We start from the raw sequence: 26,413 nt of genomic DNA, 5'->3' as shown, positions 1-26,413 counted from the left end.
CGCGGTCGCCGCGCAGGCTCGGGATCGAGGCGACCTTCGTCGCCGGCACCATCGGCGAGGCCGAGCCTGCCGGAGCCGCCGGACGTGGTGCTCGCGCTCCACGCCTGCGACACCGCGACCGACGACGCGCTCGCCCGCGCGGTCGGGTGGGGGGCCCCGCTGGTGCTGGCCGCGCCCTGCTGCCACCACGACATCGCGGCCCAGGCTGCGCCGCGGGACCCCGCCCGCGCCGTACCAGGCGGTGGTGCGCGACGGCATCCTGCGCGAGCGCTTCGCCGACACCCTCACCGATGCGCTGCGCGCGCTGCTGCTGCGGGGGCAGGGCTACCGGGTGGACGTGATGGAGTTCGTCGACAGCGCGCACACCCCGCGCAACACCCTGCTGCGCGCGGTGCGGACCGGTGCCACCACCCCGCCGCAGGAGTACGACGACCTGGTCGCCACCTGGGACCTCCGGCCGCGGCTCGGCGAGCTTGCTGGGTCGGTGAGCCGCGTGGAGAAAGCCTGCTGTTCCTCCTGCTGCCCCTGCCCTTCGGCATCGGCTTCCTCGCGCCCGGCCCGGCGTCGGAGCCGATCGCCTCGCAGGTCGTCTTCCACTTCACCGACCCCGACGTCGTCGAGTCGAGCGGGCTGGTCGCGCGCGACGGCCTCGTCGTCACCGTCAACGACTCGGGCGACAGCAACCGGATCTTCACCGTCGACCCGGCGAGCGGCGACACCGTCGGGGTCACCCGCTGGCAGGGCGACGGCTCGGACAACGAGGCGCTGGCTCCCGCCGGCGACGGGCAGGTCTACGTCGGCGACATCGGCGACAACGCCGGCTCGCGGAAGTCCGTCGAGGTCGCGAAGGTGCCGTTCGGGCGCGGCGACCGCGAGGTGCGCGCCACGACGTACGAGCCTGGTCTACCCCGACGGTCCCCACGACGCCGAGACGCTGCTGACCGACCCCACGACCGGCCGGCTGTACGTCGTCGCGAAGGCCTTCATCGGCCAGGTGTACGCCGCCCCGGCAAAGCTCGACGCGGACCGGCCGAACCGGCTCACCCCGGTCAAGGAGGTGCTCGGCATCGCGACCGACGGCGCCTTCCTGCCCGACGGCAAGCACGTGATCATCCGCAACTACACCCAGGCGGCGGTCTACACCTGGCCGGACCTGCGCCGGGTCGCCCTGCTCGACCTGCCCGCCCAGCAGCAGGGCGAGGGCCCGGCCGTGCGCGAGGACGGCGCGATCCTGCTCAGGCTCGGAGGGCAAGGAGGCCGACGTGCTGCGGGTCGAGCCTGCCGGCCGCGGTGCAGGGGGAGGCTGACGGCACCGGCCGCGGAGCAGGCGTCGCCGGTCGTCGAGGACGAGGAGCGGTCCTGGTGGCCGTGGGCGCTCGGCGGGGCCGCGGCGGTGGCGCTCGTGGCGGGAGCCACCGGTCTGATCCGGCGGCGACGGGGAACCTAGCGAGCGTGGCCCGCCTGCGTCGTACCTCACCGGATCAGCCGGGCTGGACGCGGCGCCGCTCGGGGCGTGGCTTCGTCCACCTCGACCAGCACGGGAAGCCGCTTCCGGTCGAGGACGCCGCGCGCTGCAAGGCGCTGGTCATCCCACCGGCCTGGCAGGACGTGTGGATCAGCCCCTTCCCCAACGGGCACCTGCAGGCTGTCGGCGTCGATGACGCCGGCCGTCGCCAGTACCTCTACCACCCGGACTGGGTGGAGCGGCGATCCGCCGAGAAGCACGCGCGGGTGGTCAGGCTCGGCCGACGACTGCCGCGGCTGCGCGAGGAGGTGCTCGCGGACCTCGCCACCGACGACCTCGCCACCCGGGCGACCTGCGCGCTCGCCGTACGGCTGATCGACCTCGGCTGCTTCCGGATCGGCAACGACGTGTACGCCGAGGAGTACGGCTCCTTCGGCCTGACCACCCTCGAGCGCCAGCACGTGCGCCGCTCCGGCGACCTGCTGGTCTTCGAGTTCGTCGGCAAGTCCGGCGTCGAGCACCACGTCGAGATCGACGACCCGCAGGCGGTCGAGGCGCTCGACAAGCGGCGCCGGCGGCGTCGCAAGGACCGCCGGCTGCTGGACGTCGACGGCTCGGACGTGAACGCCTACCTGCGCGAGGCGAGCGGCCTCGACGTCACCGCGAAGGACTTCCGCACCTGGCACGGCACCGTGCTCGCGGCCGCCGCGCTCGCCGAGGCACCCGGCCCGGAGGCGTCGAAGACCGCCCGCAAGCGCGCGGTCGCCGGTGCGATGAAGGAGGTCTCGGAGTTCCTCGGCAACACCCCGGCCCTGGCCCGTTCGTCGTACGTCGACCCGCGGGTGGTCGACGCCTACCAGGAGGGCAGGACCATCCGGGCCGCCGTACGGCGTGCCCCGGAGGACGACGGCGACGAGCGGCGGGCGGTGCTGGAACGGGCCACACTGCGCCTGCTCGGCGGGCGCCGGTGACAGGATCGAGGTCATGGAGATCGAGGTCGTCGAGGGCGACATCACCGCGCAGGACGTCGACGCGGTCGTGAACGCCGCCAACCGGGCGATGCGCGGCGGGGCCGGCGTGGACGGCGCGATCCACCGGGCCGGCGGCCCGGCCGTGCTGGAGGACTGCCGGCGCCGCTTCCCGCACGGGCTCGCCACCGGGGACGCCGGGTGGACCACCGCGGGGGAGATGCCGGCCCGCTGGGTGATCCACGTGGTCGGCCCGAACCGGCACGCCGGCGAGACCGACCGGAGCCTGCTCACCTCCTGCTACCGGCGCGCCCTGGAGGTCGCCGACGAGCTCGGCGCCGCCTCGGTCGCCTTCCCGCTGATCAGTGCGGGGGCCTACGGCTGGCCCAAGGAGGACGCCGCCGACGCGGCGTTCGAGACGCTGCGCGCGACGCCCACTGCGGTGGAGCGGGTGCGGATGGTGGCCTTCGGGCGGGCGGCGTTCGACCTCCTCACCGGCCGGCTCTGACCCGGGACTTCGTCCCGAATTCGCTGACCGAACGTCACTGTCCGCGTCGTGGCGTCGTTGGTCCGGCAACCCCAGCACACCGCCGGACGAAAGGTGCGGACCATGCCGATCGAGTCTCACCTCAGCAGCCCTGCTGGTCGCCGTCGCCTTCCTCTGCGTGGCGTTCCTGGCCCGCGGCACGGACCAGGTCGTGGTCCTGCCCGCCACCGTCGCGAGTGCCGAGGAGTGGCGCTCCGCTGCCCTGCATCACTTCCAGGAGCACAAGGACCTGCGCCGCTCGGTCGCCGAGGCGCTGTCCACCCCGGGTGCCGTCACCGGCGAGGCCCGGCGCGAGTCGATGGTCGCGCTCGGAGCCCCTCGGGTCGACGTCATGGCCTAGGTCACCCAGCGAGCGCCTCGACCACGAAGTCGATCGAGCGCGTCAGCGCCTCGACGTCGGCGGGGTCGATCGCCGGGTACATCGCGATCCGGGTTCTGGTTGCGGCCGAGCTTTGCGGTACGGCTCGGTGTCGACGATCCCGTTGGCCCGCAGCACCTTCGCGACCTGCGCCGCGTCGATCGACTCCTCGAAGTCGATGGTGCCGATGACCAGCGAGCGGTGCTCGGGGTCCGCCACGTAGGGCGTCGTGTACGACGTGCGCTCGGCCCAGCCGTAGAGCGCGTCCGAGGACGCGGTGGTCCGCTCGACCATCCCCTTGAGCCCGCCCTGGCCGTTCATCCAGTCCAGCTTGCTCGGCCATCAGGAAGAGGGTGGCGACCGAGGGGGTGTTGTAGGTCTGGTTGAGGCGGCTGTTGTCGATGGCCGTCTTGAGGTTGAAGAAGGGCGGGATGTAGCGGTCCGTGGCCGCGATCCGCTCGGCGCGCTCGATGGCGGCGGGGGAGAAGATGCCGAACCACAGGCCGCCGTCGGAGGCGAAGCACTTCTGCGGGGCGAAGTAGTAGACGTCGGTCTCGGTGAGGTCCACCGGCAGGCCGCCGGCGCCCGAGGTGGCGTCGATCAGCACGAGCGCGCCGTCGCCGGCACCCGCGGGCCGGACGACGGGCGCCATCACCGCGGTCGAGGTCTCGTTGTGCGCCCAGCCGTAGACGTCCACGCCCTCCTCGGCGACCGCGTCGGGGCGCGAGCCGGGGTCGGCGGCGATGACCGACGGGGCGTCCAGCCACGGGGCGGCCTTGACCGACGAGGCGAACTTCGAGGAGAACTCGCCGAAGGTCAGGTGCTGCGACTTCTTCTCGATCAGGCCGAACGCCGCGATGTCCCAGAACGCCGTGGCCCCGCCGTTGCCGACGACGACCTCGTAGCCCTCCGGCAGCGAGAACAGGTCACCGAGGCCCTGGAGCACGCGGCCGACGGTGTCCTTGACCGGGGCCTGGCGGTGCGACGTACCGAGCAGGGAGGAGCCGGTCGCGGCCAGCGCGTCGAGGTGGCTCGTCTGGATCTTCGACGGGCCGGCGCCGAAGCGGCCGTCGGCGGGCTTGAGCGCTGCGGGGATCTGGATGTCGGTCACGAGGTCAACCTTCTCGATCGGCACGGGAGGACGGCTGACGACGTTGTCAGAGATGACCCCAGTGTGACAGGCCGATCACACCGGTGTTCAATCAGTTTCGCGATGCAAGCCTTCCTCGACCTGCGCCCCGTCGGCTACCTGCACCCCGACGCGGGAGCCTGCTCGTGGCCCGCGTCCAGGCGGAGTACGTCGAGCGCTACGGATCCCCCGACGAGAGCCCCGTCGACCCGGCCGTCTTCGACCTGCCGGAGGGCCTCTTCCTGGTCGGGTACGACGGCGCGGAACCGGTCGGCACCGGCGCCTGGCGCCGCTCCCCGGTGCACCGTCTCGGCGGCACGAGCGCGGTGGAGATCAAGCGGATGTACGTCGTCCCGGAGCGCCGCGGCCGGGGTCACGCCCGCGCGATCCTCGCCGAGCTCGAGCACACCGCGGCCGCGGCCGGCCACGACCTCGTCGTGCTGGAGACCGGTCTGCGCCAGCCAGAGGCCATCGAGTCTCTACCGCAGCGCTGGCTACGAGGAGGTCGAGGGCTTCGGCTTCTACGCCGATGCCCCGCTCTCGCGCTGCTTCGGCAAGCGCCTGGGCTGAGGCGGGCCCGGCCGGGCGAGGTCAGCGCAGGCCGTGCTCGAAGGCGAACACGACGAGTCTGCACCCGGTCGCGCAGCCCGAGCTTGCGCAGCACGCCGCCGACGTGGGTCTTGACGGTGGACTCGCTCGAGAACAGACTCGTCGGCGATCTCGGCGTTGGACAGGCCGCGGGAGACCGCGTCGAAGACCGCACGCTCGCGCGGGGTGAGCCTGCGCAGCACCTCCGGCTCGGCTCGCGGCGAGCCGAAGGTGGCGTCGAGCAGCCCGAGCAGACTCGTCGGGACCGAGCACCTGGTTGCCGGCGTGGACCGTGCGGACGGCGTCCTGCAGGCTGTTGCGGCGTCGCGGTCTTCAGCAGGAACCCGCTCGCACCGGCCCGGATCGCGTCGGCGGCCCGGCCGTCGGTACTCGAAGGTGGTCAGGACGATGACGCGGACCGGCCGCTCGCGCCGCTGGGCGCGGCTGGGCAGCAGCACCTGACGGGTGGCCTCGGCGCCGTCCATCTCCGGCATCTGCATGTCCATCAGCACCACGTCGGGCCGGCACCGGTCGACCAGCGAGATCGCCTCGAAACCGTTGGCCGCCTCGCCGACGACGGTGAGGTCGGGCGCGGCGTCGAGGATGATCTTGGTCCCGGTGCGGACGAGGTCCTGGTCGTCGACCAGGAGCACGCGGATCGCCTCGGTGCTGTCGGGCGCGCTCACGGGCCGGCCTGCGAGACGGGGATGCTGGCCTCCACGCAGAACGTCGCGTCCTCGCGTCGTACGACGAGGGTGCCGCCGACCGCCTGGAGCCGCTCGCGCATCCCGGCCAGGCCCATCCCGTCGGACCGCGCCGGGTCCACCGACGGGTTGCGCACGCAGAGCAGCAGGCCGTTGCGCCAGTCGCGCACCACCTCGATCCGGTCGCCGTCTCCGTGCTTGAGCGCGTTGGTCAGCATCTCCTGCAGCACCCGCAGCGCCACCGCCGCGGTCGCGGGCGGGAGCGGGCGGGGCGTGCCGAGCACCTGGCTGTCGACGGTGGCCACCAGTGCCGGGATCCGGCTGATGAGGTCGTCGAGGTCCGCGGAGACCGGCGACTCGGTGCCGGAGGAGAGCACGCGTCGTACCTCGGTGAGCGAGGCGCGGGCCGAGGAGGCGATGTGGTCGACGGCGGCGAGGACGTCGGGAGGGGTGGCGTCGGAGAGGAAGCGGACCGAGTCGGCCTGGCGGATGATGACGACGAGGGAGTGCCCGACGACGTCGTGGACGTCGCGGGCGAGCCTGGCCTGCTGCTCCTGGGCCTCGGTCTGCGCCTCGGCCACGGCGAGGGCGTGCCGGTCGCGCTCGGCGCGCGCACGCCAGCGCAGGCCGGAGCCCAGGAGCCACGGAACGGCGAGGGGGGAGGCGATGGTGACGATCAGCAGCGCGAGCGCGGCGGGATCGTCGGTCAGTCCGGCCGCGTCGATGCGCTGGGCGGCCTCGGTGCCGGCGTTCGCCAGGAACGCTCCGCTGAGCAGGTAGGCGGCCGGCACGAGGAGGCCGCTGACCCACAGCGTGACCACCCCACCGCGCCGGGCGCACTGGAAGATGACGACCGCGACGGCGAGACTCGTCGGCGGCGATCGACCCGCCGGCGGCGAACGTCGCCAGGCTCCACGAGGACCAGCAGCGCGACGCCGGCGATCGGGGACAGCCGCGAGAGCCCCGCTGCGGTTCCGAGCACGAGCGCCACGGCGACCCGGGTCGCGCCAGCGGGTGTCAGGTCGCCGGCCTGAGCGAGCGCGAGCTCGGTGAGGGTGACGAGCGCCATGAGGAGTCCGGCAACGGTTGCCGTGCCCCGGGTGACGTCCACCGCACCAGTATCGCGCCGGAGGGCTGCACTCATGACGTCACACCCCCGGTCGCCGAGGAAAGGGCAGGACGACCGGGGATGCTTCGGGTACGCCGCCGGCGGGAGGCCGGAGCCGTCAGCAGGTGCGGTAGTAGTACTTGTCGTCGGCACCGGGGGTGTTGACGGCGTACTTCTCGGCGATCGACTTCGAGCCGGAAGCGGTGCAGGCGCTGCGCGACAGGTCGCCGTTGAGACCCGACCGACGAGCCGTGGTTCTTGTTGACGGTGTAGTACGAACGCACCTTGGCGTTCCAGAAGCCGTACTCCCAGGTGCCACCCGTCGAGGGGTGCTGGGTGACCGAACCGGGGTGCAGGTAGGCCATCGCCGGGCTCGCCGCTCCCACGGCCGTCAGCATCATCGCGCCGGCGGCGACCGTCATCTTGATCTTGTTCATGTCTTGAAACCTCCACGAGCCGGATGGCTCCTCGGTTGTGCGGGCGCGTCGAGACTCGCCCAGGAGGCGTGCCGGCGGCCATCGGTGCGACCCGCGGGCAGCCCCCATTGCGCGGCGGGGGCATCTGTGCTGGGGCGCACGCCCCGTCAGGCGTCGACAGGGTCGCTCCCGGTCGTGCTGCGCAGCATCAGCGACGCGAGCGCCCACCGCTTGTAGCCGCGGCCCTCGGTCTCGCCCTGGGCGGGGAAGAGTCGTTGGAAGAGGTAGTCGACGTGGTGGTCGACCGCTTTGGGACTGACCTGCAGGCCCCGCCGGTCGAGCACCTCGGAGATCGCGGCCGACGTGGGCGGGACGCCCCGCTCCCCGATGCCGCGGCACAGGCTCCTCGAGCACGGCCAGGTAGTGGGTGCCGTGACGCAGGCCGGCTCCCGCCAGCGGCGCCAGGCTGGACCGGCACGCCGTACCCGACTCGACCAGCACCTCCGGGCCGATCACGGTCACCCGCTCGCTCACCTGGCACGGTCCGAGCCGGAAGGACAGACTCGGCGAACTCGAAGGGCACCACGAGTCGACGCCGCCCGGGCAGCGCGTTGACCTGCAGCGCCGCGTTCTCCTGGTCCACCACGACGCCTTCGACGTCGGTGCACAGGTTGTCCAGGCGCCAGTGGTCGCCGTGGGCCGTCACCACGCAGCGCACCCACGCGCCGGGCCGGCAGGTCAGCACCACGTCGAGACCGCAGTCGGCGCACGGACAGGAGCCCATCGTCAGGCTCGCGCCCGGGCGCACGTCGATCCGCTGCGGGGGCCCGGCGGGTGCCTGGCGCATGACGGTGAGAACCGCGTCGGCTGGGGGTGTGCGTCCACGGGGTGTTCCTCCTCCCGAGAGTCGGCCCCCGGAGCACACCATCGCCGGCCGGCCCCTCCGGTCGGCCTTTGGTGCCGCAAACCGGCACCAAAGGACGAGGTCCCGGCCGGCCGCGTCGAGCACATTGGTCGAGACCGGCAGCGCCCCGCTCGCCCGGCCCGACTCTCGGAGGTGTCATGTACCAGCGGATCATCGCGCTCGTCGCGGGCTCGCTCTTCGCGCTGATCGCCGTCCTCGGCGCGGTCATGACCGACCTCAACGACCGCAAGCTATCCCGAGCAGACTCGGCGCGACCAGCGCCCTCTACCTCGACTTCAGCGGCGAACTCGACGCCCGACGACCGTGCGCTGGCCGAGCTCGCCCGGCTCAGCGACGAGCACGACCTCGGGCTGGTCCGGATCCTGCCCGACCTCGCGGGCGACAACGACGGCCGGGTCTTCGTCCCCGTCGGCGACCGCGCCCACGACCTGCCCACCAAGGTCCACTGGTACGGCGACCAGCCGACCGGGGTGGTGCGGGGGCCCGGGGCGCTCGACCACTCGTTCGCGACCGGCCAGTACCTCGCCACCGGGCCGCGCGAGGGTCTGGACGCCTTCGAGTCGACGCTGACCGGCGAGGGCGTCCGGGTCAACCGGGTCGACAACACCTTCGCCCAGTCCCTGTCGTTCCTGGTCCGGCAGGAGAGCCTTCCGGGCCACCCTGACCGCCGGCGCGGCCCTGCTGGTCAGCATGGCCCTGTTCTGGCTGTCGGTCCGCTCGCGCGGACGGGCCCTGCGCGTCCTCGGCGGGGTGAGCGCCGTGCGCATCCAGGTCGAGGACCTCGGCCGGCTCGCGCTGACCGTCGCCCTGCCGGCGATCCCGGTCACCGCGGTGGCCGTGGGGGTCGTGGCCGCCACCCACGGCACACCCTGGCTGGCCTACTACGCGACGACGCTGGTCGCGCTGGAGGCCGGTGTCGTCCTGGTGACCCTGGCGAGCGCGTTGGTCATGTCGCTGGTGTCCTGGCCGGGCGTCACGATGCTGGCCACCCGCCAGCCCGCGGTCAACAGCCTGCGCCGTGCCTCGGGGCTGCTCAAGGCCGCCACCTTCGTCCTGGTGCTCCTCACCGTCGGCCCGGCCTGGTGGGCCTACGGCGACGCACAGGCCGCGGCCGACCAGCAGGCGCGCTGGCGCAACCTGTCCGACCAGGTCGCGCTGCGCTTCCCCGCGGGCCTGGGGGAGAAGGGCTTCGTCGAGGCCAGCGGCCAGGTCGGCCAGGTGGTCGAGGCGGCCGACGCCGACGGCTCGGCGGCGCTGAGCCTACGCCATGGACCCCGGCCAGTTCGGTGTCCAGGGCGGGCCGTACGACGCCGTGGTGCTCGTCAACAAGGCATGGCTGCGGCTGATGGACATCGACACCGGCGCCGGTACGACGGCGGTGCGCCCCGTCGATGCGTCCACCGTCCCCGAGAACCTGCGGGCCGCGCTCGCCCCCAACTTCGACCTGTGGGCCCGCGCCCCGCACTCGGGAGCCGAGGTCTGGCGCTCGCTCACCATGTTCTCGGCCACCGGGGACGCGGAGATCCCGATGGCCGCGGCCGGCAACGGCGACCTGATGTTCCCCGAGCACCCGCTGCTGCTCGAGGTCGCGTCGGCGGCGTCGTTCAACGACGACTTCCTCGCCTCGCTCACCTCGACCGACAACCTGATCTTCGACGGCCTCGACCCGACGCTCGCGCTCCTGCGCGACCACGACCTGCAGAACACCATCCAGGTCAAGTACGCCGCGGAGGACGGTGTCCTCAGGGCGCAGTTCGCCTCCTACGAGGCCTGGTTGCGAGGCTTCGCGCTCGTGGCCCTGGCCGGGGCGTTCGCCCTCGCCCTCGCGGTCAGCGCCTTCATCGCCTCGTTGATCCACGCCCGCCGCGACTTCCCGCTGCGCCTCGACGGACGTGGGTGGTCCGACGTGCTGCGGGCCCGCGTCGGTGGCGAGTCTCGTGGTCACCGGTGTGCTCGGCGCGCTGATCGTCCTCGTGCTGCCGCCCGGCGACCTCGGCCCCACCGTGGTGGCGCTGCTGGCCGGGATCGGCGCCACGGCCGTGGCCCACGTGGCCGCCTCGCAGTGGACCTTCCGCCGCATCGTGAACCGCACCATCTAGCCCGCCCGTCCCTCACCACGAAGGAGAACCCGATGATGCTCGAAGCCGTCGACCTCGGAGTCGACATCGACGACCAGCCGATCCTGGCCGGTGAGTCCCTCAGGCTGCCCGCGAGGCGCGATGACCGCTCTGGTCGGTCCGAGCGGGTCGGGCAAGACCACGCTCCTGCACTGCCTGGGGCTGCTCCAGACGCCGACCCACGGCGACGTCCTCGTCGACGGCGAGCCGACCCGCGGGTGGGGCGCGGCCCGGCGCCGCCGCTTCTGGCGCGACCACGCCTCCTTCGTCCTCCAGGACTACGGGATCATGCTCGAGGAGCCGGTGTCCTTCAACGTCACGATGGCCGCCCGGCTCTGGGGCCGTGGCGTCGCCGGCGACGCCGGCCGGCTCCGCGACGCGCTGGCCGCCACCGGCCTGGCCGGGCGCGACGACGAGCCCGCCTCGCACCTGTCCGGCGGCGAGCGCCAGCGGCTCGCGGTGGCCCGGTCGATCTACAAGCAGGCCCGGGTGATCCTGGTCGACGAGCCGACGGCCTCGCTCGACGACGTCAACCGCGACGTCGTCCTCGAGCTCGCTGCGCGGGCGAGCCGGCGAGGGCTGCACCGTCGTCATCGCGACCCACGACCCGGCCGCGATCGAGAAGCTGTGACCTCGTCCACCGCGTGGGTTCGACCCACCCGGCCGGGGTCGCTGTCGCCGGGACGACCCGATGACCGCCCCCCGGCTCCGGCTGCTGCTCGCCTGCCTGATCGGTCTCGGCGGCCTCCTGGTCGCGGCCGCGGCCAGCGGCTTCGTGAGCTTCCCCGGCTCCGCCGACACGGCGCGGCCCCGCTGTGGCGCACTGCCGACTGCCGCGGTCGTCACCGCCGCGCTGCGCCACCACCCCGAGGTCACCTCTGCCCTCGAGTCCGCCGCGAAGGGGGTCGAGGTCTCGATGAGCCGGCCCTGCTCGGGCAAGTACGCCGATCGGGCGATGATCGCGATCGACGCCCCCGGAGACGCCGCCGACGCGGTCCAGAAGTGGCTCAACACCCACGACGCCTACGGGGTCCCGGTCGAGGTCAACGACTAGTCGCCGGTCAGGCCACGTCCCGCCGCCGCACCAGCACGACGCTCAGCACGACCGCCAGGGCGACGTACACCGCGACGGTGGCCGTGGCCTGGCCGCCGCCGACCGTGTCGAGCACGCCCGGCGTCCCGTCGCCGTCGCCGGTGCCGATGATCGAGCCGATGAGCGAGCCGGCCGACGTGCCCGGCAGGACGGCGGTGAGGGCGTCCACCCAGTCGAGCAGCCGGCCGACGCCGCGCAGCAGGTTCTCCACCACGAGCGCCCAGACCAGGCCGAGACCGACCGACAGCGCAGGTCCCCGAGCGAGGGTGCCGAGCGCGAAGCCGAGGAGCGCCCACATCTCCAGCACCAGGAAGCCGGCGCCGAAGGCCTGCACCACGTCGCCGGCCGAGGGCATCACCACGTCCTGGCCCTCGGCGGCGGTGATGATGAGCGAGACGGCGAGGTCGAAGCCCAGCGTGACGAGGAGGGTCGCCAGCACGAAGATCGTCAGCGCGGTCATCGAGCCGAGCACGGCGGGCGTGCGTCGTACCCCTTGGGAGAACAGGGTCTTCCAGGTGCCCCAGCCGTAGCCGTTGCCGGCCACCAGCGCGCCGAGCACCATCGTCAGCGCACCGCCGAACATCGGCATCCCCTGCAGGAAGACGTGCGGCACGGCGTCCGGCATCAGGCTCCGCGAGTCTGCTGGGCGCGGGTGGTGCCCTCGTCGGTGAACGACGCCTCGCCGCTGGTGTAGGACAGGTAGGTGAACAGGTAGCCGAACATCAAGGCTCAGTGCGAGCCAGGCACCGAGGGTGATCCACACCGCCGGCCAGGCCCGCAGCCGCATCAGGCTCGGCTCGGGTGCTGCGCAGGGTCGCGCTCATGACGCCATCTCCTCGTTCTTGCGGGTGGTCATCTCGAAGAAGACCTCTTCCAGGCTGCGCTCGGCAGCGGTGATCTCGTGCACGTCGACGCCCTCCTCGACGAGCGCGCGGGTGACGTGGGGCGCCGCGTCGGGTGGAAGGCTGAGCACCAGCGCCCCGTCGTCGGTACGACGCACGCCGTCGTCGCCCGCCAGCCGCATCGCGACCGCCAGCGCCTCCGGCTCGGGTGTGGCGCGCAGCCGGATCGAGATCCCGCCGCGCAGGCTCGGCGACGCGCGCCTCGCGCAGCAGCCGGCCGTCGCTGATCACACCGACCCGGTCGCAGATCTCCTGCACCTCGGCGAGCATGTGGCTGGACAGCAGCACGGTCTGGCCGCCGCGGGCGAGGTCGACGACGAGCGCCCGCATGTCGGCCATGCCGGCGGGATCGAGGCCGTTGGTCGGCTCGTCGAGCACGATCAGGTCCGGGTCGCCCATCAGTGCCGCCGCGACACCGAGCCGCTGCTTCATGCCGAGGGAGTAGCCCTTGAACCGGTCGTCCCCGCGGCTCGCGAGGTCCACCCGCTCCAGCACCCGCTCGACCTCGGTGTCCGCGAAGCCGCGGTGCCGGGCCAGGGTGCGCAGGTTCGCGCGGCCGGAGAGATAGGGGAAGAAGCCGGGGCCCTCGATGAGGGCGCCGACGGGGGAGATCGCGCTCGCCGTGCCGGACGTCGGGCGGATCAGTCCGAGCAGCATGCGCAGGGTGGTCGTCTTGCCGGCACCGTTGGGCCCCAGGAATCCGTACACCTCGCCGCGCCGGACGTTCATGCTCACCTTGTCGACGGCGACGCGGTCGCCGTAGACCTTCGTGAGGCGGTCGGTGGAGGCCACCGTGGTCTGTGCGTTCATGTCCTCCAGGCTGGTCGCGGCACGCCTCGAGCGCGTCCGCCGGGACGCGGCTCCGGCGTACGCGGAATTGCGTAGGCACGAGGCTCTCGTCGTCGTACGACGTGAGGACCGGGCTCGCCTAGGTTCGGGGCATGGACACGAACATGTGGCTGGCCAAGCGCTGGTGGCTGATCCCGGTGGCGGTCATCATCGTCGGCGGCTCGGTGGCGGTGAACCTCGGGCACGACGGGCACGTCGACGCCGGGGTGGTCGGCCGGGTGCTCTCCGTGGCACTCGCGGCCCTGGCCGCCGGCTCGCTCCTGCTGCTCGACCGCTGCCCGGTGCTCCTCGTCGCGACGGGTGCCGCGAGCGGCGCCTACTTCGCGGTGGGAGGCGAGAACGGGCCGATCTTCTTCGCACTGATCGTCGCCTCCTTCGTGCTGGCGACGCGGCGGCCGTTCCGCTCGTGGTTCCCGCTGCTCCTCGTGGCGGCGGTGCTGATCTGGGCCGGGCTGCTGGTGCGCGGGCTGCGCTGGGACGACCTCGTCGTCGGCGCCTGGCAGTCGATCGGGATCGGCGCCCTGGTCTCCTCGGCCGCCGCGATCGGCACGATGCTGCGCCAGGGGCGCTCCGCCTGGGTGGACCGCACCTCGCGTGCCGCGGCCGAGGAGCGGCTGCGGATGGCCCAGGACCTGCACGACGGCGTGGGCCACGGGCTCGCGGTGATCGCCATGCAGGCCGGGGTCGCGCTGCACGTGCTCGACCCGGACGCCGACCGCTCGGGCAAGGTCCGCGAGAGCCTGGAGGCGATCCGCGCCACCAGCCGCGAGGCCCTGGACGCGCTGCGCGTGGAGCTCGCGACGATCGCGGGGGAGCCCGCGCCGCGCCGGCCCGCGACCGGGGTCGAGGCGATCCCGGCGCTGGTCGAGCGGGTGCGCTCGGCGGGGCTGAGGTTGGAGGTGATCGGCGAGCCGGGTGAGCCTGACCCCGCGGACCGGCGCGGCGGCGTACGCCGTGCTGCAGGAGTCGCTGACCAACGTGCTCCGGCACGCCGCCGCGAGCACCGCGACGGTCGTGTGGGAGCGCGGCGCCGACACGATCGCGCTGCGGGTGTCCGACGACGGGCAGGGCGGCGCGGTGCAGGATGAGGGCATGGGCATCAGCGGCATGCGCTCCCGCGTGGAGGCGCTCGGCGGCACCTTCCGTGCCGGGCCGGTGCCGCAGGGCGGGTTCGAGGTCAGCGCGGTGCTGCCCGCATGACCGGGGCGATCAGCGTGGCGCTCGTCGACGACCAGCCGCTGGTCCGGATGGGCCTGGCCACGCTGATCGAGAGCGAGCCGGACCTGGCGCTGGCCGGCGAGGCCGGTGACGGGCGCGAGGGCTTGGCCCTGCTGCGTCGTACGACGCCCGACGTGGTGCTCTGCGACATCCGGATGCCGGTCATGGACGGCCTCGCGCTGCTCGCCGAGGTCGCCGCCGACCCGGCGCTTGCGGCCGTGCGGGTGGTGGTGCTGACGACCTTCGAGACTCGACGAGTACGTCTTCGAGGCGCTGCGCAACGGCGCCAGCGGCTTCCTGCTCAAGGACGCCGAGCCGACGGCGATCCTCGACGCGGTGCGGGTGGTGGCCGACGGTGGCTCGCTGCTCGCGCCCTCGGTGACCCGCCGGGTGATCGACCACTTCGGCGCGAGCCGCGCCGAGCGGCCGCACCCGCGCCTGGGCGACCTCACCGAGCGCGAGGCGGAGATCCTCGGCTGGGTCACGACGGGGATGTCGAACGCCGAGATCGCCGAGGCACTGGTGGTCAGCCCCGACACGGTGCGCACGCACGTGAGCCGGGCGATGGTGAAGCCCAGGCGCGCGACCGCGCGCAGGCTGGTGGTCTTCGCTATCGAGTCCGGGCTGCGACGTCCGCCGGGACGTTGACGCCGGGCAGGTTGTCGGCCGCGCCGACCGGTGTGCCGATGCTGCGGGTGACGGGGACGTACCCGCCCCAGACCCCGGCGGCGACGTCCTCGGGCTCGTCGACCGGGTCACCGGCGCGGGCCTTCATCGACGCCTCGCGCAGCGGGACGGCGAGCACGGCCGTCGCCGCGAGCTCCTTGCGGGTGCTGGGCCGCATCGTCGCCGCACGGCCGGGGATCATGTGGTCGACGATCAGGTCGAGTGCGTGGATCCGCTCGTCCGGGTCCTCGACGAGCCGGGCGGTGCCGATGACCACGGCCGAGCGGTAGTTCATCGAGTGGTGGAACGCCGAGCGCCCGGCCACGAAGCCGTCCAGGCTCGGTGACCGTCACGCATACCGTGGCGCCGGCCGATCCGCGCAGCCAGCGGGCCGCCACGGACCCGTGGAAGTAGAGCGTGCCGTCGGCGTCGGGACCGTCGGTGTCCACGGCGTACGCCGTCGGGAGGACCAGGGGGTGGTCGCCGACCTGCACCCCGAGGTGCGCCACCAGCGCCTCGTCGAGGAAGGCCAGCAGGGCGGCGCGCTCGCCGACCGCGCGGTTGCGGCCGCGGTTGATCCGGGTGCGTCCGGTGGGCTCCAGTGCGGTGGTCATGGCACCATCGTGGGCGACAGGTGGCCTGGGCGCACGGGCCATTTCCCTCAGACTCTGGCAGGCCATTTTGCTCCCCGTCCGCATCGATCGCGACGACCCGCAGCCGCTCGGCACCCAGGCTCGCCGACCAGATGCGCACGCTGGTGCTCTCCGGGGCGCTCGCGGGCGGCGACCGGATGCCCGCCTCCCGCCGGCTCGCCGCGGACCTCGGCGTCTCCCGCTCGGTCGTCGAGCAGGCCTTCGACCAGTTGCTCGCGGAGGGCTGGCTCGAGGCCCGCCAGGGCGCCGGCACGTGGGTGTCCGGCGGCGTCGTGCACCGCTCCCGGACCGCTGCCCGCCGGGGCGCTCCGGCGCCCGAGCGGCCGCTGGTGATGCTCGACGCCGGCACGCCCTGGATCGACCCGCGCCACGAGGCGGTGTGGCGCCGCGCCTGGCGTGAGGTCTCGACCGCCACGCCCCCGCGCGGGTACGACGACCCGCGCGGCCTGCCCGCGCTCCGGACCCTGGTCGCCGAGCGCCTCGGCCGCACCCGCGGGCTCGCCGTGGACGCTGACCAGGTGCGGATCACCGGCGGCATCGGCGCCGGTCTGCGCCACCTGCTCGCGGTCGTGCCGCGTGCCCCGGTCGCGCTGGAGGACCCGGGCTACCGGGCCGCCGTCGCGACGGTCCACGAGTCCGGCCGCACCGTGCGGGACGTGCCCGCGCTGGAGCCGGTGCGCGACCTCGCGGGCTGCGCGGCGGCCTACGTCACCCCGGCGCACCAGCACCCGCTCGGCCGGGTCATGCCCGCCGCCGACCGGCTCACCCTGCTCGCCACCGCGCGCCGCGACGGGGCGCTGGTGATCGAGGACGACTACGACTCCGAGTTCCGCTACGACGTCGCCCCGGTCCCCGCGCTCGCCTCGCTCGACCGGGACCGGGTGGCCTACCTGGGCACCGCGTCGAAGTCGATCCTGCCGTCGCTGCGGATGGGCTGGTGCGTCGTACCGGACGGGTGGCTGGACGACTTCGACGCCCACCGCCGGCTCACCCACGACGCCCCGCCCTGGCCGGTGCAGCGGGCGATGGTCACCCTGCTCCGGGACGGCTACGTCGACGCGGTCGTCCGCTCCGCACGCCGGGTCTACGCCGAGCGGGCGCCGCGCGTGGTCGCCGCGCTCTCGCCCCACGCAGAGCCTTTGCCGGCCCGGTCGCCGGGATGTACTCCACCTGGCTGCTCCCGCACGCCCGCGCCGTCCGGGTCCGCGCGGCCGCCGAGGACGCCGGGTTCCGGGTGAACCTGCTGCGTGACTACTGCCGCACGGCGCGGCTCAGCGGGCTGGTCGTCGGCTTCGGCGGCCCGACCGACGCGGAGCCTCGACCGGGCGCTCGGGGTGCTCGTCAGCGCGCTTCGCCGATCTTGACCGGCCGCCCGGCGAGGTAGCCGACGCAGCCCTGGACGACGCCGAGGCCGACCAGCAGGGTGCAGGGCAGGGTCCAGGAGTCGGTGGCGTGGTGCAGGACGCCGACGAGGAACGGGCCACCGGCGGCGATGAGGTAGCCCACGCTCTGGCCCATCGTGGACAGCGCCGCGGTGTCGGCCGTGGTCGTCGTGCGCAGCGCGAAGCAGAGCAGCACCACCGGGAAGACCGCGCCGCCGGAGCCGAGGAGTGCCGCCCACAGCCACGCGCCCTCCTCGGGCGCGAGCGCGAGGCCCGCCCAGCCGGCGGCGGTGAGTGTGGTCAGGACCGCGATCAGGTGGCCCTGGTGGCGCATCCGGCCGGCGATGCTCGGGGCGAGGAAGAAGAACGGGACGCCGATGACGATGCTGACGGCGAGCAGCAGGCCGGCGGTCTCGTCGCTGAACCCGGCGTCGGCGTACAGGCTCGGAAGCCAGGCTCATCATCACGTAGGCGAACAGCGACTGGGTGCCGAAGAGCACCGTGACCGCCCACGCGGTGGGGCTGCGCCACAGCGCCGCGCCCCGGACCGTCGTACGGCGCTCGGCGCGGCCGCGCGCGAACGGCAGCCAGGCGAGCAGCGCGGCGACCGCGACGATCGCCCACAGGCCGAGGCCGAGGCGCCAGGAGCCCGTGGCGTTGGTGAGCGGGACGGCGAGGGCGGCACCGGCCGCGGAGCCGAGGGAGAGCACGGCCGTGTAGGCGCCGGTCATCGCGCCGACCCTGCCGGGGAAGTGCTCCTTGACGATGGCAGGGATGAGCACGTTCGCCAGCGCGATTCCGGAGCAGGCGACGAAGGTGCCGGCGACGAGGGCGGGCGTGCCGTCGAGGACACGCAGCACCAACCCGGTGGCGAGGACGACGAGGGCCAGCGCGAGGCCGCGGTCGACGCCGATCCGGCGGGTCACGGCCATGGCGGTCGCGCCGACGATCGCGAAGCACAGCACCGGCAGCGAGGTGAGCAGCCCCTGGACCGTGGGGGAGACGCCGATGTCCCCGAGGCGGTCGAGCAGCGCCCCGAGGCTGGTGACGGCGATCCGGAGGTTGATCGCGACGAGGAGGACCGCCACGACCAGGCCGACGCCCGCGCGCCGGTGCGACTGCGAGGATGGTGCAGTGGCACCGATGGGGTGCACGCGGGCGACGCTGGCCATGTCGCTAGTATGGCAGACATCGGATGATTGGATGAAAGATGCCCCTGGCACCGGCAACCCCGGCCTCCTTGGTCGACCAGGCGATCGACGGCATGCGCGCGCTCCTCTCCGGCGGCGAGTGGACCGTCGGCACCCGCATCCCGCCCGAGCCCCAGGCTCGCCGCCTCGCTCGGCGTCAGCCGCAACACGGTGCGGGAGGCGGTCAAGGCGCTCGCCCACGTCGGCGTCCTGGAGGTACGACGCGGTGACGGCACCTACGTCGCCGCCGTCACCGAGATGCGCGCCCTGATGCGCCGTCAGGCCGAGCGCGTCGACCTCGCGCACCTGCTGGAGGTGCGGCACGCGATCGAGGTGCAGGCCGCGACCCTGGCCGCGACCCGCCGTACGGATGCGGACCTGGCGAGCCTCGACACGATCATCGCCCGGCGCCGCGATGCGGTGACCGCCGGCGACGGCCCGGCCTTCATCGACGCCGACGTCGACTTCCACGTCGCGGTCGTCGCCACCGCGCACAACCCCCTCCTCGCCGAGTCTGTACGACGGCCTGGTGGAGACCCTTCGGGCCAGCATCGACGACCCGGTCCACGGCGCCGACACGCTGGCCGACGAGCACGACGCGGTGCTGGAAGCGATCCGCAGCGGTGACGGACCGGCCGCCGCGCTGGCCGCCGCCGAGTCTGCTCGATCACGTGGCGCGCTGAGGCCACTCAGGCCACCCGCACGGCTGGCTCACGCGGGGCGCGGCGCAGGGCACGCGTCCTGGTGCGCCGGGCGGCGGTGAGCGTCGTCCGCACCCGCTCCTGCTCGAACATCACGTCCTCCCAGGTGAACCGCAGCACCAGCCAGCCGTGGGCGGCGAAGGCGTTGTAGCGCCGGGCGTCCGAGCGCAACGCGGCGCGGTCGCCGTGCCAGGCGAAGGAGTCCGCCTCCAGCACGATCCCCAGCCGCTCGTCGACGAGGTCGGCACGACCGAGGAAGGTCGTGCCACCGCCCGGCGCCGGCACGCGCAGGGACACCTGCGGCCGGACGGTGAGACCGCGCACCGTGAGCGCGATCGCGCGGAGCACCGACTCGAAGGGGTTGGCCGCGTCCGGGCTCGCCCGGACGGCCACCTGCCGCATGTGCAGCGCGTGCGGGCCGCGCGCGTCCCGGACCAGCGCCCGGAGCCGGCCGGGGAGAACCCCTCGCGCAGCGCGGAGTCCGCGACGGCCAGCGCGGCGTCGTACGAGAGGTGGCGCAGGCAGTCCACGAGCGTGCGGTCGCGGGTGGTGACGCCGTCGGCGACGTCGTCCGGACCGAGGTCGAGCCGTCGCAGGCTCGACGTGCCGGGCTCGCTCCGGTGCGACCACACGTCTGCGCGGGACCGCGACCTGGGGCCGCTCGGGCGGTTGCTTCACGGCCCAGCCCCAGTGCAGCGCGGCGCTGGTCAGGCACAGCACCCCGCGCAGGGCGTGGGCGGCGGCGCGGGCGTCGTCGGCGTTCGGCAGGGCGTAGCGGCCGCGGGCCAGCCGCACGACCTCGCCGGAGCGCAGGGAGGCCTCCACCTCCGCGCGGCTCGCCAGCCGGAGCAGGGCCGCGCGCGAGGAGACACCGCCCAGGCGGGTGAGGCTCCTCCGGCACCGTCATGGCCCGAGTCTTGCCTCTCGCGGCGGTCCGCGGGATCTCCCTCCACAGACCTCGTAGCCGCGCGGACACGATGTGACGGGGGGAGAAGAGTGACGGGAGAGGCGCCTGTCGGCGTCTCTCCCGTCACCTATGTCCGCGTGAGTACGAGGCTCACTTCGCCCAGTCGGGGTTCCAGCCCTCGATGTCGCTCGCGGGGCGGGTCGACGGCCCGGTGTAGACGGCCGACGGACGGATCAGCCGCCCGGTCCTCTTCTGCTCCAGGATGTGCGCCGACCAGCCGCCGGTGCGGGCGCAGGTGAACATCGAGGTGAACATGTTGGCCGGGACCTCGGCGAAGTCGAGGACGATGGCCGCCCAGAACTCCACGTTCGTCTCCAGCACGCGGTCCGGGCGGCGCTCGCGCAGGCTCGGCCAGCGCGGCCTGCTCCAGCGCCTCGGCGACCTCGTAGCGGGCGGCGCCCAGGCTCCTGGCCGTGCGGCGCAGCACCCGCGCCCGCGGGTCCTCGGCGCGGTAGACGCGGTGGCCGAAGCCCATCAGCCGCTCACCGGAGTCGAGCAGGCCCTTGACGTACGCACGGGCGTCGCCGGACTTCTCGACCTCCTCGATCATGCCGAGCACGCGCGAGGGGGCACCGCCGTGCAGCGGGCCGCTCATCGCGCCGATCGCGCCGGAGAAGGCAGCCGCGACGTCGGCACCGGTCGAGGTGATGACGCGGGCGGTGAAGGTGGAGGCGTTCATGCCGTGCTCGGCGGCCGAGGACCAGTACGCGTCGATCGCGTGCGCGTGCTTCGGGTCCGCCTCGCCGCGCCAGCGGATGAGGAACTTCTCCGCGAGCGTCTTGCCCTCGTCCACGAGCTCTGCGGGACGACGGGCAGGTGGAGGTCGCGGGCCGACTGCCCGGCGTACGACAGGACCATGACGGCCACCCGGGCGAGGTCGGCGCGGGCCTGCTCGTCGGAGATGTCGTAGGACTGGCCGAAGCCGAACGCCGGCGCGAGCATCGCGATCGCGGCCTGGACGTCGACCCGGACGTCGCCGGTGTGCACCGGCAGGCTGAAGGCCTCCGCCGGCGGCAGGCCGGGGGTGAACGAGCCGTCGATCAGCAGGCCCCAGACGTTCTCGAACGGGACGCGACCGGCCAGGTCCTCGATGTCGACCCCGCGGTACCGCAGTGCCGAGCCTTCCTTGTCCGGCTCCGCGATCTGGGTCTCGAAGGCGACGACGCCTTCCAGTCCGTGGTGTACCTCAGGCATCGGCGACTCCTTCGTTGCGTCGGGCGGTCCGCCGGACACCCGGCGGGCCGCAGGCCACTCGCATTCTGCCGCACGCCCTTCCGCGCGCCCCCGCGTCCCCTAGGTTGGGACGCATGGCCGACCTCGACCCGACCTCCGACCTCGCCACCCTCCGGGCCGAGTACGGCGCCGTGGGGCTCGACGAGCCTGGGCGCCGATCCCGACCCCTGGGTCCAGTGGCGCCGCTGGTTCGACGACGCGGTCGCGGCGGCGCTGCACGAGCCGAACGCGATGGTCCTCGCGACCGCCTCCGCCGGTGCGCCGTCGGCCCGGACGGTGCTGCTCAAGGGGGTGACCCCGGAGCGCCCCGACGACGGCTTCGACTTCTACACCAACCAGGCCTCGCGCAAGGGCCGGGAGCCTGGCGGAGGAGGCGCCGTGCGCGCTGCTCTTCCCCTGGCACCCGCTGGAGCGCCAGATCCGGGTCGAGGGCGTGGCCCGGCAGGCTGCCGGCCGCCACGGTCGCTGCCTACTGGGCGACCCGCCCGCGCGCCTCGCAGGCTCGGTGCCTGGGCGTCGCCGCAGTCGCAGGTGGTGGCCGGGCGCGACGAGACTCGACGTGCGCTACCGGGAGGTCGAGGAGCGCTTCGCCGGCCAGGACGTGCCGGTCCCGCCCGAGTGGGGCGGCTACCGCGTGCAGCCCGCGACCTTCGAGTTCTGGCAGGGCCGGCGCAGCCGCCTCCACGACCGCCTGCTCTACGCCAGGACGGCGTCCGGCTGGGAGATCACGCGGCTGGCGCCCTGAGGCGAGCCGTTGCCGCGGTCGGTGCTGTCGTCGGACTCCCGGGAGGCGGCGTAGACCACCCCGAGCACGATGAGCACCACGATCACCGCGACCAGCAGCAGGGTCTGGTGCCGGTCGCCGGCCGAGGCGTCGTAGGCGACCTTGTCGGCCTTGGGCTTCTTGTCCGGCTGGGGCTCCTTGGCCGGTTTCGGCTCCTTCTCGGGCCGGGGGTCCTCGGCACGGGCGGCCTTCGCGGCCCGGCGGGCGGCCTTCTCGGCGCGGGCCTTGTCCCGCCCACGGGTACGACGCCGCCGGACCCGGTCGCTGCCGACCGGCAGGCTCGCCCTCGAGCGGCTCGAAGTGGGGGATCGCGAAGGTCGGCGAGACGAAGTTCCGGAACTCGTCGTGCATGCCCCGGCCGTCCTCCTCGGGCTCATCGGCGACGGGCTCGGGCTGTTCCGTGGTGGGCTCCGGCTCGGGCTCCTCCACGAGGGGCTCCGGCTCGGGCTCCTCCACGAGGGGCTCCGGCTCGGGCTCCGGGTCGGGCGTGCGCACCGGCTCGATCGGGACGGAGGTGGTGCCGGTGACCCGGGACAGGTCGAGGGGCGGGAGGTCGTCCGCGTCGTCGGGTACCCACGGGTCCGTCAGCGGGTCGGTGAGCGGGTCGAAGCGGGGGGACCGGCCGCGACGGGGTCAGCAGGCTGCGGAACTCATCGTGCGCGACGGGCTCGGGCTCGGGTTCCGGCTCGGGCTCGGGCTGGGGTTCCGGCTCGGGGTCGGGTTCCGGCTCGGGGTCGGGTTCCGGCTCGGGGTCAGGTTCCGGCACGGGGTCGGGTTCCGGCACGGGGTCGGGTGCCGGCACGGGGTCGGGTTCCGGCACGGGGTCGGGTTCCGGCTCGGGCGCCGGTTCGGGTGCCGGGCTCGGCCAGGACGCCGCCGGCACGGTGTCCAGGACGATGAGCAGTGCCTGCGCGGTCGGCCGCCGGTGGTCGGGACCGCTGATGGCGCGCATCAGCACCTCGGCCGCGAACGGTGGGAAGCCGGGCACCACCGCGGCCGGCGGGGCGGGATCACCCTCGCCGGGGTCGGCGCCGGTCAGTGCCCGGTAGGCGAGTCGCCCGAGGACCGCCGCGTCCGTCTCGCCCAGCAGGCTGCAGCAGCGCGATGGCCTGCCGGGCCGGGACCGGGTCGGGCGCGGCCGCAGCGATCAGCGCGTCGAGGTGGGCGCGCGCGTCCGACGGAGGCCCCATGTCCATGGGCGCATGATCCCGCGATCGCGGCGAGTTCGTAGCCGAATCCGACAACCCGCGGTGTCAGCCGAGCCGGGCCCGGACCTCGGCGGCGATCGCGTCGACGGCCGGTACCGCGCTGATCCGGGCCGCGATCCCCTCCGCCGCCGCCCGGTACGACGCCTCGCCGAGCACCCGCGCCACCAGGCTCGCCGACGTCGTCACCGCGCCGCCGCCGGATCGCCACGCCGGCGTCCTCGAGGCGCACCGCGTGGTCGAACTGGTCGTAGTCCACCGGCCACACCACCGCCGGCAGCCCCGCCGCCAGCGTGTGGCCGAGCACACCGGCCCCGCCGTGGTGGACGACGGCGTCGAAGCGGGGCAGGTCGCGGGCATAGCTCGACGTAGTCGTGCACGACCACGCCCGGCGGGGGCGCCACCGCGACCGCGGAGCCCAGGCTGACGTGCACCCGGACGTCGTCCGGCAGCGAGCGAGCGGCCTGACCGGCTGCGTCGAGGAGCGCCTGCTTGTGCCAGGGCAGGTGCGTGCCGGCGGTGACCAGCACGTGCCGGAGGGCGGGATCGAGGTCCGGCGGCGCGGCCTCGACGGGCGGCGTGAAGAGCACCGGGCCGACGTACCGGACGGCGGGTGGGAGGTCGCGCTCGTACTCCACCGCGCCCGGCGTCAGCGCGAGCACCCGCTCCGCGGAGTAGATCGCCTCCGAGCCGTCGTCCCGGTAGATCCGGGTCAGCCCGACGTCGCTCAGCCGCACGCCCGCGAGCCGCGGCGCGACCCGCTTGAAGGCGCGCACCCAGCGCCGCCCGGCCGCGTCGCGGGCGCGGCCGAGCGGGGTCTGTCCCGGCCGCCACCCGCCGAGGTACGACGGCGGGCCGCTCCGTCCCTCGATGGCGCACGGCGAGGGGTGCACCGTCCACCAGGGTGAGCCGACGGCGTCGGCGGCCGGACCGACCGCGCCCATCGTGAAGTCCGCGATCACCAGGTCCGGCGGGCCGGAGCGCCACAGGTCGAGCAGACTCGGCCTGGAAGTCGCGCTGCAGCCCGACGGCGGCGTGGAACTGGCGGAAGAGCCTTCCGCGGGTGGCTGCCGATCCGGTACGGCGGGTTGACCACCGTCTCGATGACCTCGTCCGCCCCGTCGAGCAGGGCCAGGGCGGTGACGCCCGACACGGCGGCGGCGGGCAGTGCGGCCGCCGTGCTGATCACCCGCACGTCCAGGTCCGGCTCCGCGGCCAGCCGGACGGCGATGCCGAGCACCGGGTGCAGGTGCCCGGCCATGGGCGGTGCGACGAGGTCGACCCTCACGCGGCTTCCTCGGCGAGCCTCGATGGCCGGGCGGTGGCACAGCGCCGAGAGACCCGGGGGAGTCGAGGTAGTCGAGGTGCCCGGAGCGGACCTCCAGGTCGCGCGGCCACCACCGCGCCAGGTGGTCGCTGCTGCTCGCCACCCGGATGGTCCGGCACTGCGGCGGACGGGTCGCGACGGCGCCGTACGCGACGACGGTGAGCCGGTCGAGGACGTCCGGGGCCAGGCCCAGGCGTCCGAGCAGGTCGAGCCCGATCGAGCCGGCCAGGACCAGGGTGTGGTCGGCCCGGCGCAGCTGCTCCTCCACGCCCGCGCGGTGGCGCGCGGCCCAGCCCGTCATCAGCAGCCGGATCCGGACGAAGAGCACGAGGTGGCGCAGGCTGCCGAGCCAGATCGGCACCTTCCGGTACGGCGCCAACGAGGCGTCGTAGGGGAAGTTGAGCCGGACCTTCGCGGCGTCCGGCACGGGCAGCGCGTCGAGAAAGGCGGTCTGGACCGGGGAGAGCGCGCAGGCTGCGCGGGTCGCTCTGCCCGGTGAGGTAGAGCACCTGGAGCCTCATCGGACCGCCTCGAAGTCGTCGTCGGCGCGGACCCGGTAGGTGCGGGTCCGCCACCGGATCGTGCGCTGCACCGCGCCGTGTCCCAGGTGCAGCGGCTGCACCAGACCCGAGGCGAGCGAGACGGCGGGCCGGTGCAGCGGGCGGCCGTAGATCCGTCGCTGCAGGTGTCGCAGCAGCAGGGCCCGGCCGCCGAGCACGGCGACCAGCGGCAGCAGGCGGCGCTCCCGGACGGAGCCGGCGAGGACCACTGCGAGCAGGTTCGGGTGGATGCCGTGCAGGAGGCTGATGGCGGCGACGGTGCGCATCGGCTGGCGGCGCAGCAGCAGGTTCGCGAAGAGCATCCAGCGGTGCATCAGCCGGGCGTAGTGGCCGGGCCCCTCGACCGTGGTGGTGAGCCACTGCGGCGAGGCCGTCTGGCAGATCGTGCCGCCGCTGCCGAGCACGGCGCCCGCGACGGCGAGGTCGTCGGTGAGGTGGCGCAGCAGGGGCGTGAAGCCGCCGATCGCGCGCAGGTCGCGCACGCGCATCGCCCAGGTCATGCCGTTGATCGTGACCGGCGCCATCGTCAGGTAGGTCATCGCCGCGTTGTTGTCGACGAACTGCTCGACCAGCTGCGCCCACACGTCCCTCCCGGGCAGGTACGCCGGCAGGCCGGTCGCCAGCGTCGCCCGCTCCAGCCCGCCGAGCAGCGCGCCCAGGCTGGCCCGGGGCAGCCGGGTGTCGTCGTCGAGCACCAGGAAGACCTCGTCGTCGCCGGCGTCCTCGAGCGCGGGCTGCAGGCTGGCGAGCTTCGGGTTGACGCCCTCGGGCGCGGGCGGGCAGAGCCGCACCTCGAGCCGGTCGACCGGGCCGATCCGCTGCACGATGTGCTGCGCCTCGGCGTCGTCCTCGTCGACCAGCCAGCAGAAGCGTGCGCCGTCGAGCGAGAGCAGGTTGTCGCGCAGCGCGTCCTCCAGTCCCGGGTCGCCGGAGAGGATCGGCTGCACCACGACGACCCGGGCGATGTCGGTGGGCTCGGTCGCCGCCGGCGCACGGCCCGCGTTGCGCAGGGTGACGACGGCCTTCGCGCCCTGCAGTCCGAGGTAGCCCGCCGCGGCGGCGCTCAGCGGCCGGCTCACAGTCGCTCCCGCTGCCACGCCACGAAGGCGTCCACGCCCTCGGCGACGGAGATCCGCGGCGGACCCAGGTCGCGCAGCATCTTGTCGGGCACGAACGTCTTGGACCGAACTCAGCACCCCCACGCCGTACGGCGTGATGGGCGGCTCGCCCGGCAGGTGCAGCACCCGCCAGGCCCGCTCCAGCACGCCGGCCGCGCGCATCGCGGTGGTCAGGCTGACCTCGCGCGAGGGCGGGTCGAAGCCGAGCCGGGCGATCACCTCGAGCAGCAGCGCCTGGAT

29 protein-coding genes and 8 pseudogenes are annotated in these 26,413 nt (G+C 74.1%); 16 read left to right on the top strand and 21 right to left on the bottom strand.

Annotation, left to right across the window (positions count from 1 at the left end; translation table 11 throughout):
• The first annotated feature begins 84 nt into the window (after positions 1 to 84).
• The 3 genes from G5V59_RS17545 (at position 85) to G5V59_RS17535 (ending at position 3,320) form a co-directional block, all read left to right on the top strand.
• A complete protein-coding gene (locus G5V59_RS17545; protein ID WP_341351240.1) occupies positions 85 to 2,436 on the top strand; it encodes a methyltransferase in 2,352 nt (783 codons plus the stop codon).
• Between the two features lie 13 nt (positions 2,437 to 2,449).
• Positions 2,450 to 2,941 carry an O-acetyl-ADP-ribose deacetylase gene (locus tag G5V59_RS17540; protein WP_278257334.1) on the top strand — a complete coding sequence of 164 codons (492 nt, stop codon included), beginning with the start codon at positions 2,450 to 2,452 and terminating at the stop codon, positions 2,939 to 2,941.
• A gap of 157 nt (positions 2,942 to 3,098) precedes the next feature.
• Complete coding sequence (locus G5V59_RS17535; RefSeq protein WP_278257333.1) at positions 3,099 to 3,320, top strand: hypothetical protein; 222 nt, start codon at positions 3,099 to 3,101, stop codon at positions 3,318 to 3,320.
• A 1-nt stretch (position 3,321) separates the two neighbouring features.
• Here the strand turns inward: G5V59_RS17535 and serC are convergent.
• Positions 3,322 to 4,449 (bottom strand): annotated as a pseudogene (gene serC, locus G5V59_RS17530) (phosphoserine transaminase).
• Positions 4,450 to 4,532: 83 nt separating this feature from the next.
• Between serC and G5V59_RS17525 the strand changes: the two are divergent.
• Positions 4,533 to 4,880 (top strand): annotated as a pseudogene (locus G5V59_RS17525) (GNAT family N-acetyltransferase); the annotation flags it as partial.
• A 108-nt stretch (positions 4,881 to 4,988) separates the two neighbouring features.
• On the opposite strand, the gene G5V59_RS17520 reads toward G5V59_RS17525, so the two are convergent.
• The 5 genes from G5V59_RS17520 to G5V59_RS17500 form a co-directional block, all read right to left on the bottom strand.
• Entirely contained in the window at positions 4,989 to 5,741 is a 753-nt protein-coding gene (locus G5V59_RS17520) for a response regulator transcription factor (RefSeq protein ID WP_341350968.1), read from the bottom strand.
• Positions 5,738 to 6,550 carry a histidine kinase gene (locus G5V59_RS17515; protein WP_278257332.1) on the bottom strand — a complete coding sequence of 271 codons (813 nt, stop codon included), beginning with the start codon at positions 6,548 to 6,550 and terminating at the stop codon, positions 5,738 to 5,740. The genes G5V59_RS17520 and G5V59_RS17515 overlap by 4 nt, the downstream gene beginning before the upstream one ends.
• Positions 6,466 to 6,870 (bottom strand): hypothetical protein, encoded by a 405-nt coding sequence (locus G5V59_RS17510; protein WP_278257331.1) that lies wholly within the window; start codon positions 6,868 to 6,870, stop codon positions 6,466 to 6,468. The genes G5V59_RS17515 and G5V59_RS17510 overlap by 85 nt, the downstream gene beginning before the upstream one ends.
• A 29-nt stretch (positions 6,871 to 6,899) precedes the next feature.
• Positions 6,900 to 7,304, bottom strand: coding sequence for a lactococcin 972 family bacteriocin (locus G5V59_RS17505; RefSeq protein ID WP_278257330.1), 405 nt, complete (start codon positions 7,302 to 7,304; stop codon positions 6,900 to 6,902).
• Between the two features lie 187 nt (positions 7,305 to 7,491).
• Positions 7,492 to 8,130: a hypothetical protein gene (locus tag G5V59_RS17500; protein WP_278257329.1), complete on the bottom strand. Its 639-nt coding sequence runs from the start codon at positions 8,128 to 8,130 to the stop codon at positions 7,492 to 7,494.
• 215 nt (positions 8,131 to 8,345) lie between these two features.
• On the opposite strand from G5V59_RS17500, the gene G5V59_RS17495 reads away from it, so the two are divergent.
• Genes G5V59_RS17495 through G5V59_RS17485 form a run of 3 tightly spaced genes read left to right on the top strand, consistent with a single transcriptional unit; the run spans position 8,346 to position 11,379 of the window.
• Positions 8,346 to 9,554 (top strand): hypothetical protein, encoded by a 1,209-nt coding sequence (locus G5V59_RS17495; RefSeq protein ID WP_278257328.1) that lies wholly within the window; start codon positions 8,346 to 8,348, stop codon positions 9,552 to 9,554.
• Positions 9,476 to 11,020 carry a hypothetical protein gene (locus tag G5V59_RS17490; RefSeq protein ID WP_278257327.1) on the top strand — a complete coding sequence of 515 codons (1,545 nt, stop codon included), beginning with the start codon at positions 9,476 to 9,478 and terminating at the stop codon, positions 11,018 to 11,020. The genes G5V59_RS17495 and G5V59_RS17490 overlap by 79 nt, the downstream gene beginning before the upstream one ends.
• On the top strand, positions 11,017 to 11,379 hold the full coding sequence (locus G5V59_RS17485; protein ID WP_278257326.1) for a hypothetical protein: 363 nt from the start codon (positions 11,017 to 11,019) through the stop codon (positions 11,377 to 11,379). Before G5V59_RS17490 ends, G5V59_RS17485 begins: the two co-directional genes overlap by 4 nt.
• 7 nt (positions 11,380 to 11,386) lie before the next feature.
• Here the strand turns inward: G5V59_RS17485 and G5V59_RS17480 are convergent, their stop codons facing one another.
• Both G5V59_RS17480 and G5V59_RS17475 read right to left on the bottom strand, forming a co-directional pair.
• The gene (locus G5V59_RS17480; protein WP_278257325.1) at positions 11,387 to 12,181 is read right to left on the bottom strand and encodes an ABC transporter permease subunit; all 795 of its coding nucleotides are present in this window, start codon (positions 12,179 to 12,181) and stop codon (positions 11,387 to 11,389) included.
• Positions 12,141 to 13,130 carry an ABC transporter ATP-binding protein gene (locus G5V59_RS17475; protein ID WP_278257324.1) on the bottom strand — a complete coding sequence of 330 codons (990 nt, stop codon included), beginning with the start codon at positions 13,128 to 13,130 and terminating at the stop codon, positions 12,141 to 12,143. The genes G5V59_RS17480 and G5V59_RS17475 overlap by 41 nt, the downstream gene beginning before the upstream one ends.
• Before the next feature lie 131 nt (positions 13,131 to 13,261).
• On the opposite strand from G5V59_RS17475, the pseudogene G5V59_RS17470 reads away from it, so the two are divergent.
• From G5V59_RS17470 to G5V59_RS36955, 4 genes and pseudogenes are all read left to right on the top strand, one after another.
• Positions 13,262 to 13,948, top strand: a pseudogene (locus tag G5V59_RS17470) (histidine kinase dimerization/phosphoacceptor domain-containing protein); the annotation flags it as partial.
• A 136-nt stretch (positions 13,949 to 14,084) separates the two neighbouring features.
• Entirely contained in the window at positions 14,085 to 14,369 is a 285-nt protein-coding gene (locus G5V59_RS36965) for an ATP-binding protein (protein ID WP_341350967.1), read from the top strand.
• Positions 14,366 to 14,593 (top strand): annotated as a pseudogene (locus G5V59_RS36960) (response regulator); the annotation flags it as partial. The gene G5V59_RS36965 and the pseudogene G5V59_RS36960, both read left to right, overlap by 4 nt.
• Positions 14,594 to 14,879: 286 nt before the next feature.
• The gene (locus tag G5V59_RS36955; protein WP_341351239.1) at positions 14,880 to 15,035 is read left to right on the top strand and encodes a LuxR C-terminal-related transcriptional regulator; all 156 of its coding nucleotides are present in this window, start codon (positions 14,880 to 14,882) and stop codon (positions 15,033 to 15,035) included.
• Here G5V59_RS36955 and G5V59_RS17455 read toward each other — a convergent pair.
• Complete coding sequence (locus G5V59_RS17455; protein WP_278257321.1) at positions 14,998 to 15,348, bottom strand: pyridoxamine 5'-phosphate oxidase family protein; 351 nt, start codon at positions 15,346 to 15,348, stop codon at positions 14,998 to 15,000. The two genes, G5V59_RS36955 and G5V59_RS17455, sit on opposite strands and share 38 nt — an antisense overlap.
• Positions 15,349 to 15,451: 103 nt before the next feature.
• Positions 15,452 to 15,667: pseudogene (locus tag G5V59_RS17450) on the bottom strand (pyridoxamine 5'-phosphate oxidase family protein); the annotation flags it as partial.
• A 131-nt stretch (positions 15,668 to 15,798) separates the two neighbouring features.
• Here G5V59_RS17450 and G5V59_RS17445 point away from each other — a divergent pair.
• On the top strand, positions 15,799 to 16,944 hold the full coding sequence (locus tag G5V59_RS17445) for a PLP-dependent aminotransferase family protein (RefSeq protein WP_278257320.1): 1,146 nt from the start codon (positions 15,799 to 15,801) through the stop codon (positions 16,942 to 16,944).
• Between the two features lie 614 nt (positions 16,945 to 17,558).
• On the opposite strand, the pseudogene G5V59_RS17440 reads toward G5V59_RS17445, so the two are convergent.
• A pseudogene (locus G5V59_RS17440) lies at positions 17,559 to 18,260 on the bottom strand (MFS transporter); the annotation flags it as partial.
• Positions 18,261 to 18,352: 92 nt separating this feature from the next.
• On the opposite strand from G5V59_RS17440, the gene G5V59_RS17435 reads away from it, so the two are divergent.
• Positions 18,353 to 18,508 carry a hypothetical protein gene (locus tag G5V59_RS17435; RefSeq protein ID WP_278257319.1) on the top strand — a complete coding sequence of 52 codons (156 nt, stop codon included), beginning with the start codon at positions 18,353 to 18,355 and terminating at the stop codon, positions 18,506 to 18,508.
• On the top strand, positions 18,450 to 18,905 hold the full coding sequence (locus G5V59_RS17430) for an FCD domain-containing protein (RefSeq protein ID WP_278257318.1): 456 nt from the start codon (positions 18,450 to 18,452) through the stop codon (positions 18,903 to 18,905). Before G5V59_RS17435 ends, G5V59_RS17430 begins: the two co-directional genes overlap by 59 nt.
• A gap of 62 nt (positions 18,906 to 18,967) precedes the next feature.
• On the opposite strand, the gene G5V59_RS17425 is transcribed toward G5V59_RS17430, so the two are convergent.
• On the bottom strand, positions 18,968 to 19,804 hold the full coding sequence (locus G5V59_RS17425; RefSeq protein WP_278257317.1) for a DUF559 domain-containing protein: 837 nt from the start codon (positions 19,802 to 19,804) through the stop codon (positions 18,968 to 18,970).
• Positions 19,805 to 20,036: 232 nt separating this feature from the next.
• Positions 20,037 to 21,140: pseudogene (locus G5V59_RS17420) on the bottom strand (citrate synthase 2).
• 270 nt (positions 21,141 to 21,410) lie between these two features.
• Here G5V59_RS17420 and G5V59_RS17415 point away from each other — a divergent pair.
• Together G5V59_RS17415 and G5V59_RS17410 are read left to right on the top strand one after the other, a co-directional pair.
• A pseudogene (locus tag G5V59_RS17415) lies at positions 21,411 to 21,479 on the top strand (hypothetical protein); the annotation flags it as partial.
• A 133-nt stretch (positions 21,480 to 21,612) separates the two neighbouring features.
• Positions 21,613 to 21,924, top strand: coding sequence for a pyridoxine 5'-phosphate oxidase C-terminal domain-containing protein (locus G5V59_RS17410; protein WP_278257316.1), 312 nt, complete (start codon positions 21,613 to 21,615; stop codon positions 21,922 to 21,924).
• On the opposite strand, the gene G5V59_RS17405 is transcribed toward G5V59_RS17410, so the two are convergent.
• The 8 genes from G5V59_RS17405 to G5V59_RS17370 all read right to left on the bottom strand — a co-directional run bounded on the left by G5V59_RS17405 (position 21,876) and on the right by G5V59_RS17370 (position 26,392).
• Positions 21,876 to 22,340 carry a hypothetical protein gene (locus G5V59_RS17405; protein WP_278257315.1) on the bottom strand — a complete coding sequence of 155 codons (465 nt, stop codon included), beginning with the start codon at positions 22,338 to 22,340 and terminating at the stop codon, positions 21,876 to 21,878. The genes G5V59_RS17410 and G5V59_RS17405 overlap by 49 nt on opposite strands.
• Positions 22,337 to 22,951, bottom strand: a complete 615-nt coding sequence (locus tag G5V59_RS17400; protein WP_278257314.1) for a hypothetical protein — start codon at positions 22,949 to 22,951, stop codon at positions 22,337 to 22,339. The genes G5V59_RS17405 and G5V59_RS17400 overlap by 4 nt, the downstream gene beginning before the upstream one ends.
• Before the next feature lie 22 nt (positions 22,952 to 22,973).
• On the bottom strand, positions 22,974 to 23,153 hold the full coding sequence (locus tag G5V59_RS17395) for a hypothetical protein (protein WP_278257313.1): 180 nt from the start codon (positions 23,151 to 23,153) through the stop codon (positions 22,974 to 22,976).
• Positions 23,154 to 23,216: 63 nt separating this feature from the next.
• Positions 23,217 to 23,357 carry a hypothetical protein gene (locus G5V59_RS17390; RefSeq protein ID WP_278257312.1) on the bottom strand — a complete coding sequence of 47 codons (141 nt, stop codon included), beginning with the start codon at positions 23,355 to 23,357 and terminating at the stop codon, positions 23,217 to 23,219.
• On the bottom strand, positions 23,354 to 24,130 hold the full coding sequence (locus G5V59_RS17385) for a hypothetical protein (RefSeq protein WP_278257311.1): 777 nt from the start codon (positions 24,128 to 24,130) through the stop codon (positions 23,354 to 23,356). The genes G5V59_RS17390 and G5V59_RS17385 overlap by 4 nt, the downstream gene beginning before the upstream one ends.
• Complete coding sequence (locus G5V59_RS17380; RefSeq protein WP_278257310.1) at positions 24,127 to 24,456, bottom strand: hypothetical protein; 330 nt, start codon at positions 24,454 to 24,456, stop codon at positions 24,127 to 24,129. Before G5V59_RS17380 ends, G5V59_RS17385 begins: the two co-directional genes overlap by 4 nt.
• On the bottom strand, positions 24,453 to 25,070 hold the full coding sequence (locus G5V59_RS17375) for a hypothetical protein (RefSeq protein WP_278257309.1): 618 nt from the start codon (positions 25,068 to 25,070) through the stop codon (positions 24,453 to 24,455). The genes G5V59_RS17380 and G5V59_RS17375 overlap by 4 nt, the downstream gene beginning before the upstream one ends.
• The gene (locus G5V59_RS17370; protein WP_278257308.1) at positions 25,013 to 26,392 is read right to left on the bottom strand and encodes a glycosyltransferase; all 1,380 of its coding nucleotides are present in this window, start codon (positions 26,390 to 26,392) and stop codon (positions 25,013 to 25,015) included. The genes G5V59_RS17375 and G5V59_RS17370 overlap by 58 nt, the downstream gene beginning before the upstream one ends.
• Positions 26,393 to 26,413: the final 21 nt, after the last annotated feature.

Source organism: Nocardioides convexus (assembly GCF_011090295.1).
This window is presented reverse-complemented; position numbering and strand designations above follow the sequence as displayed.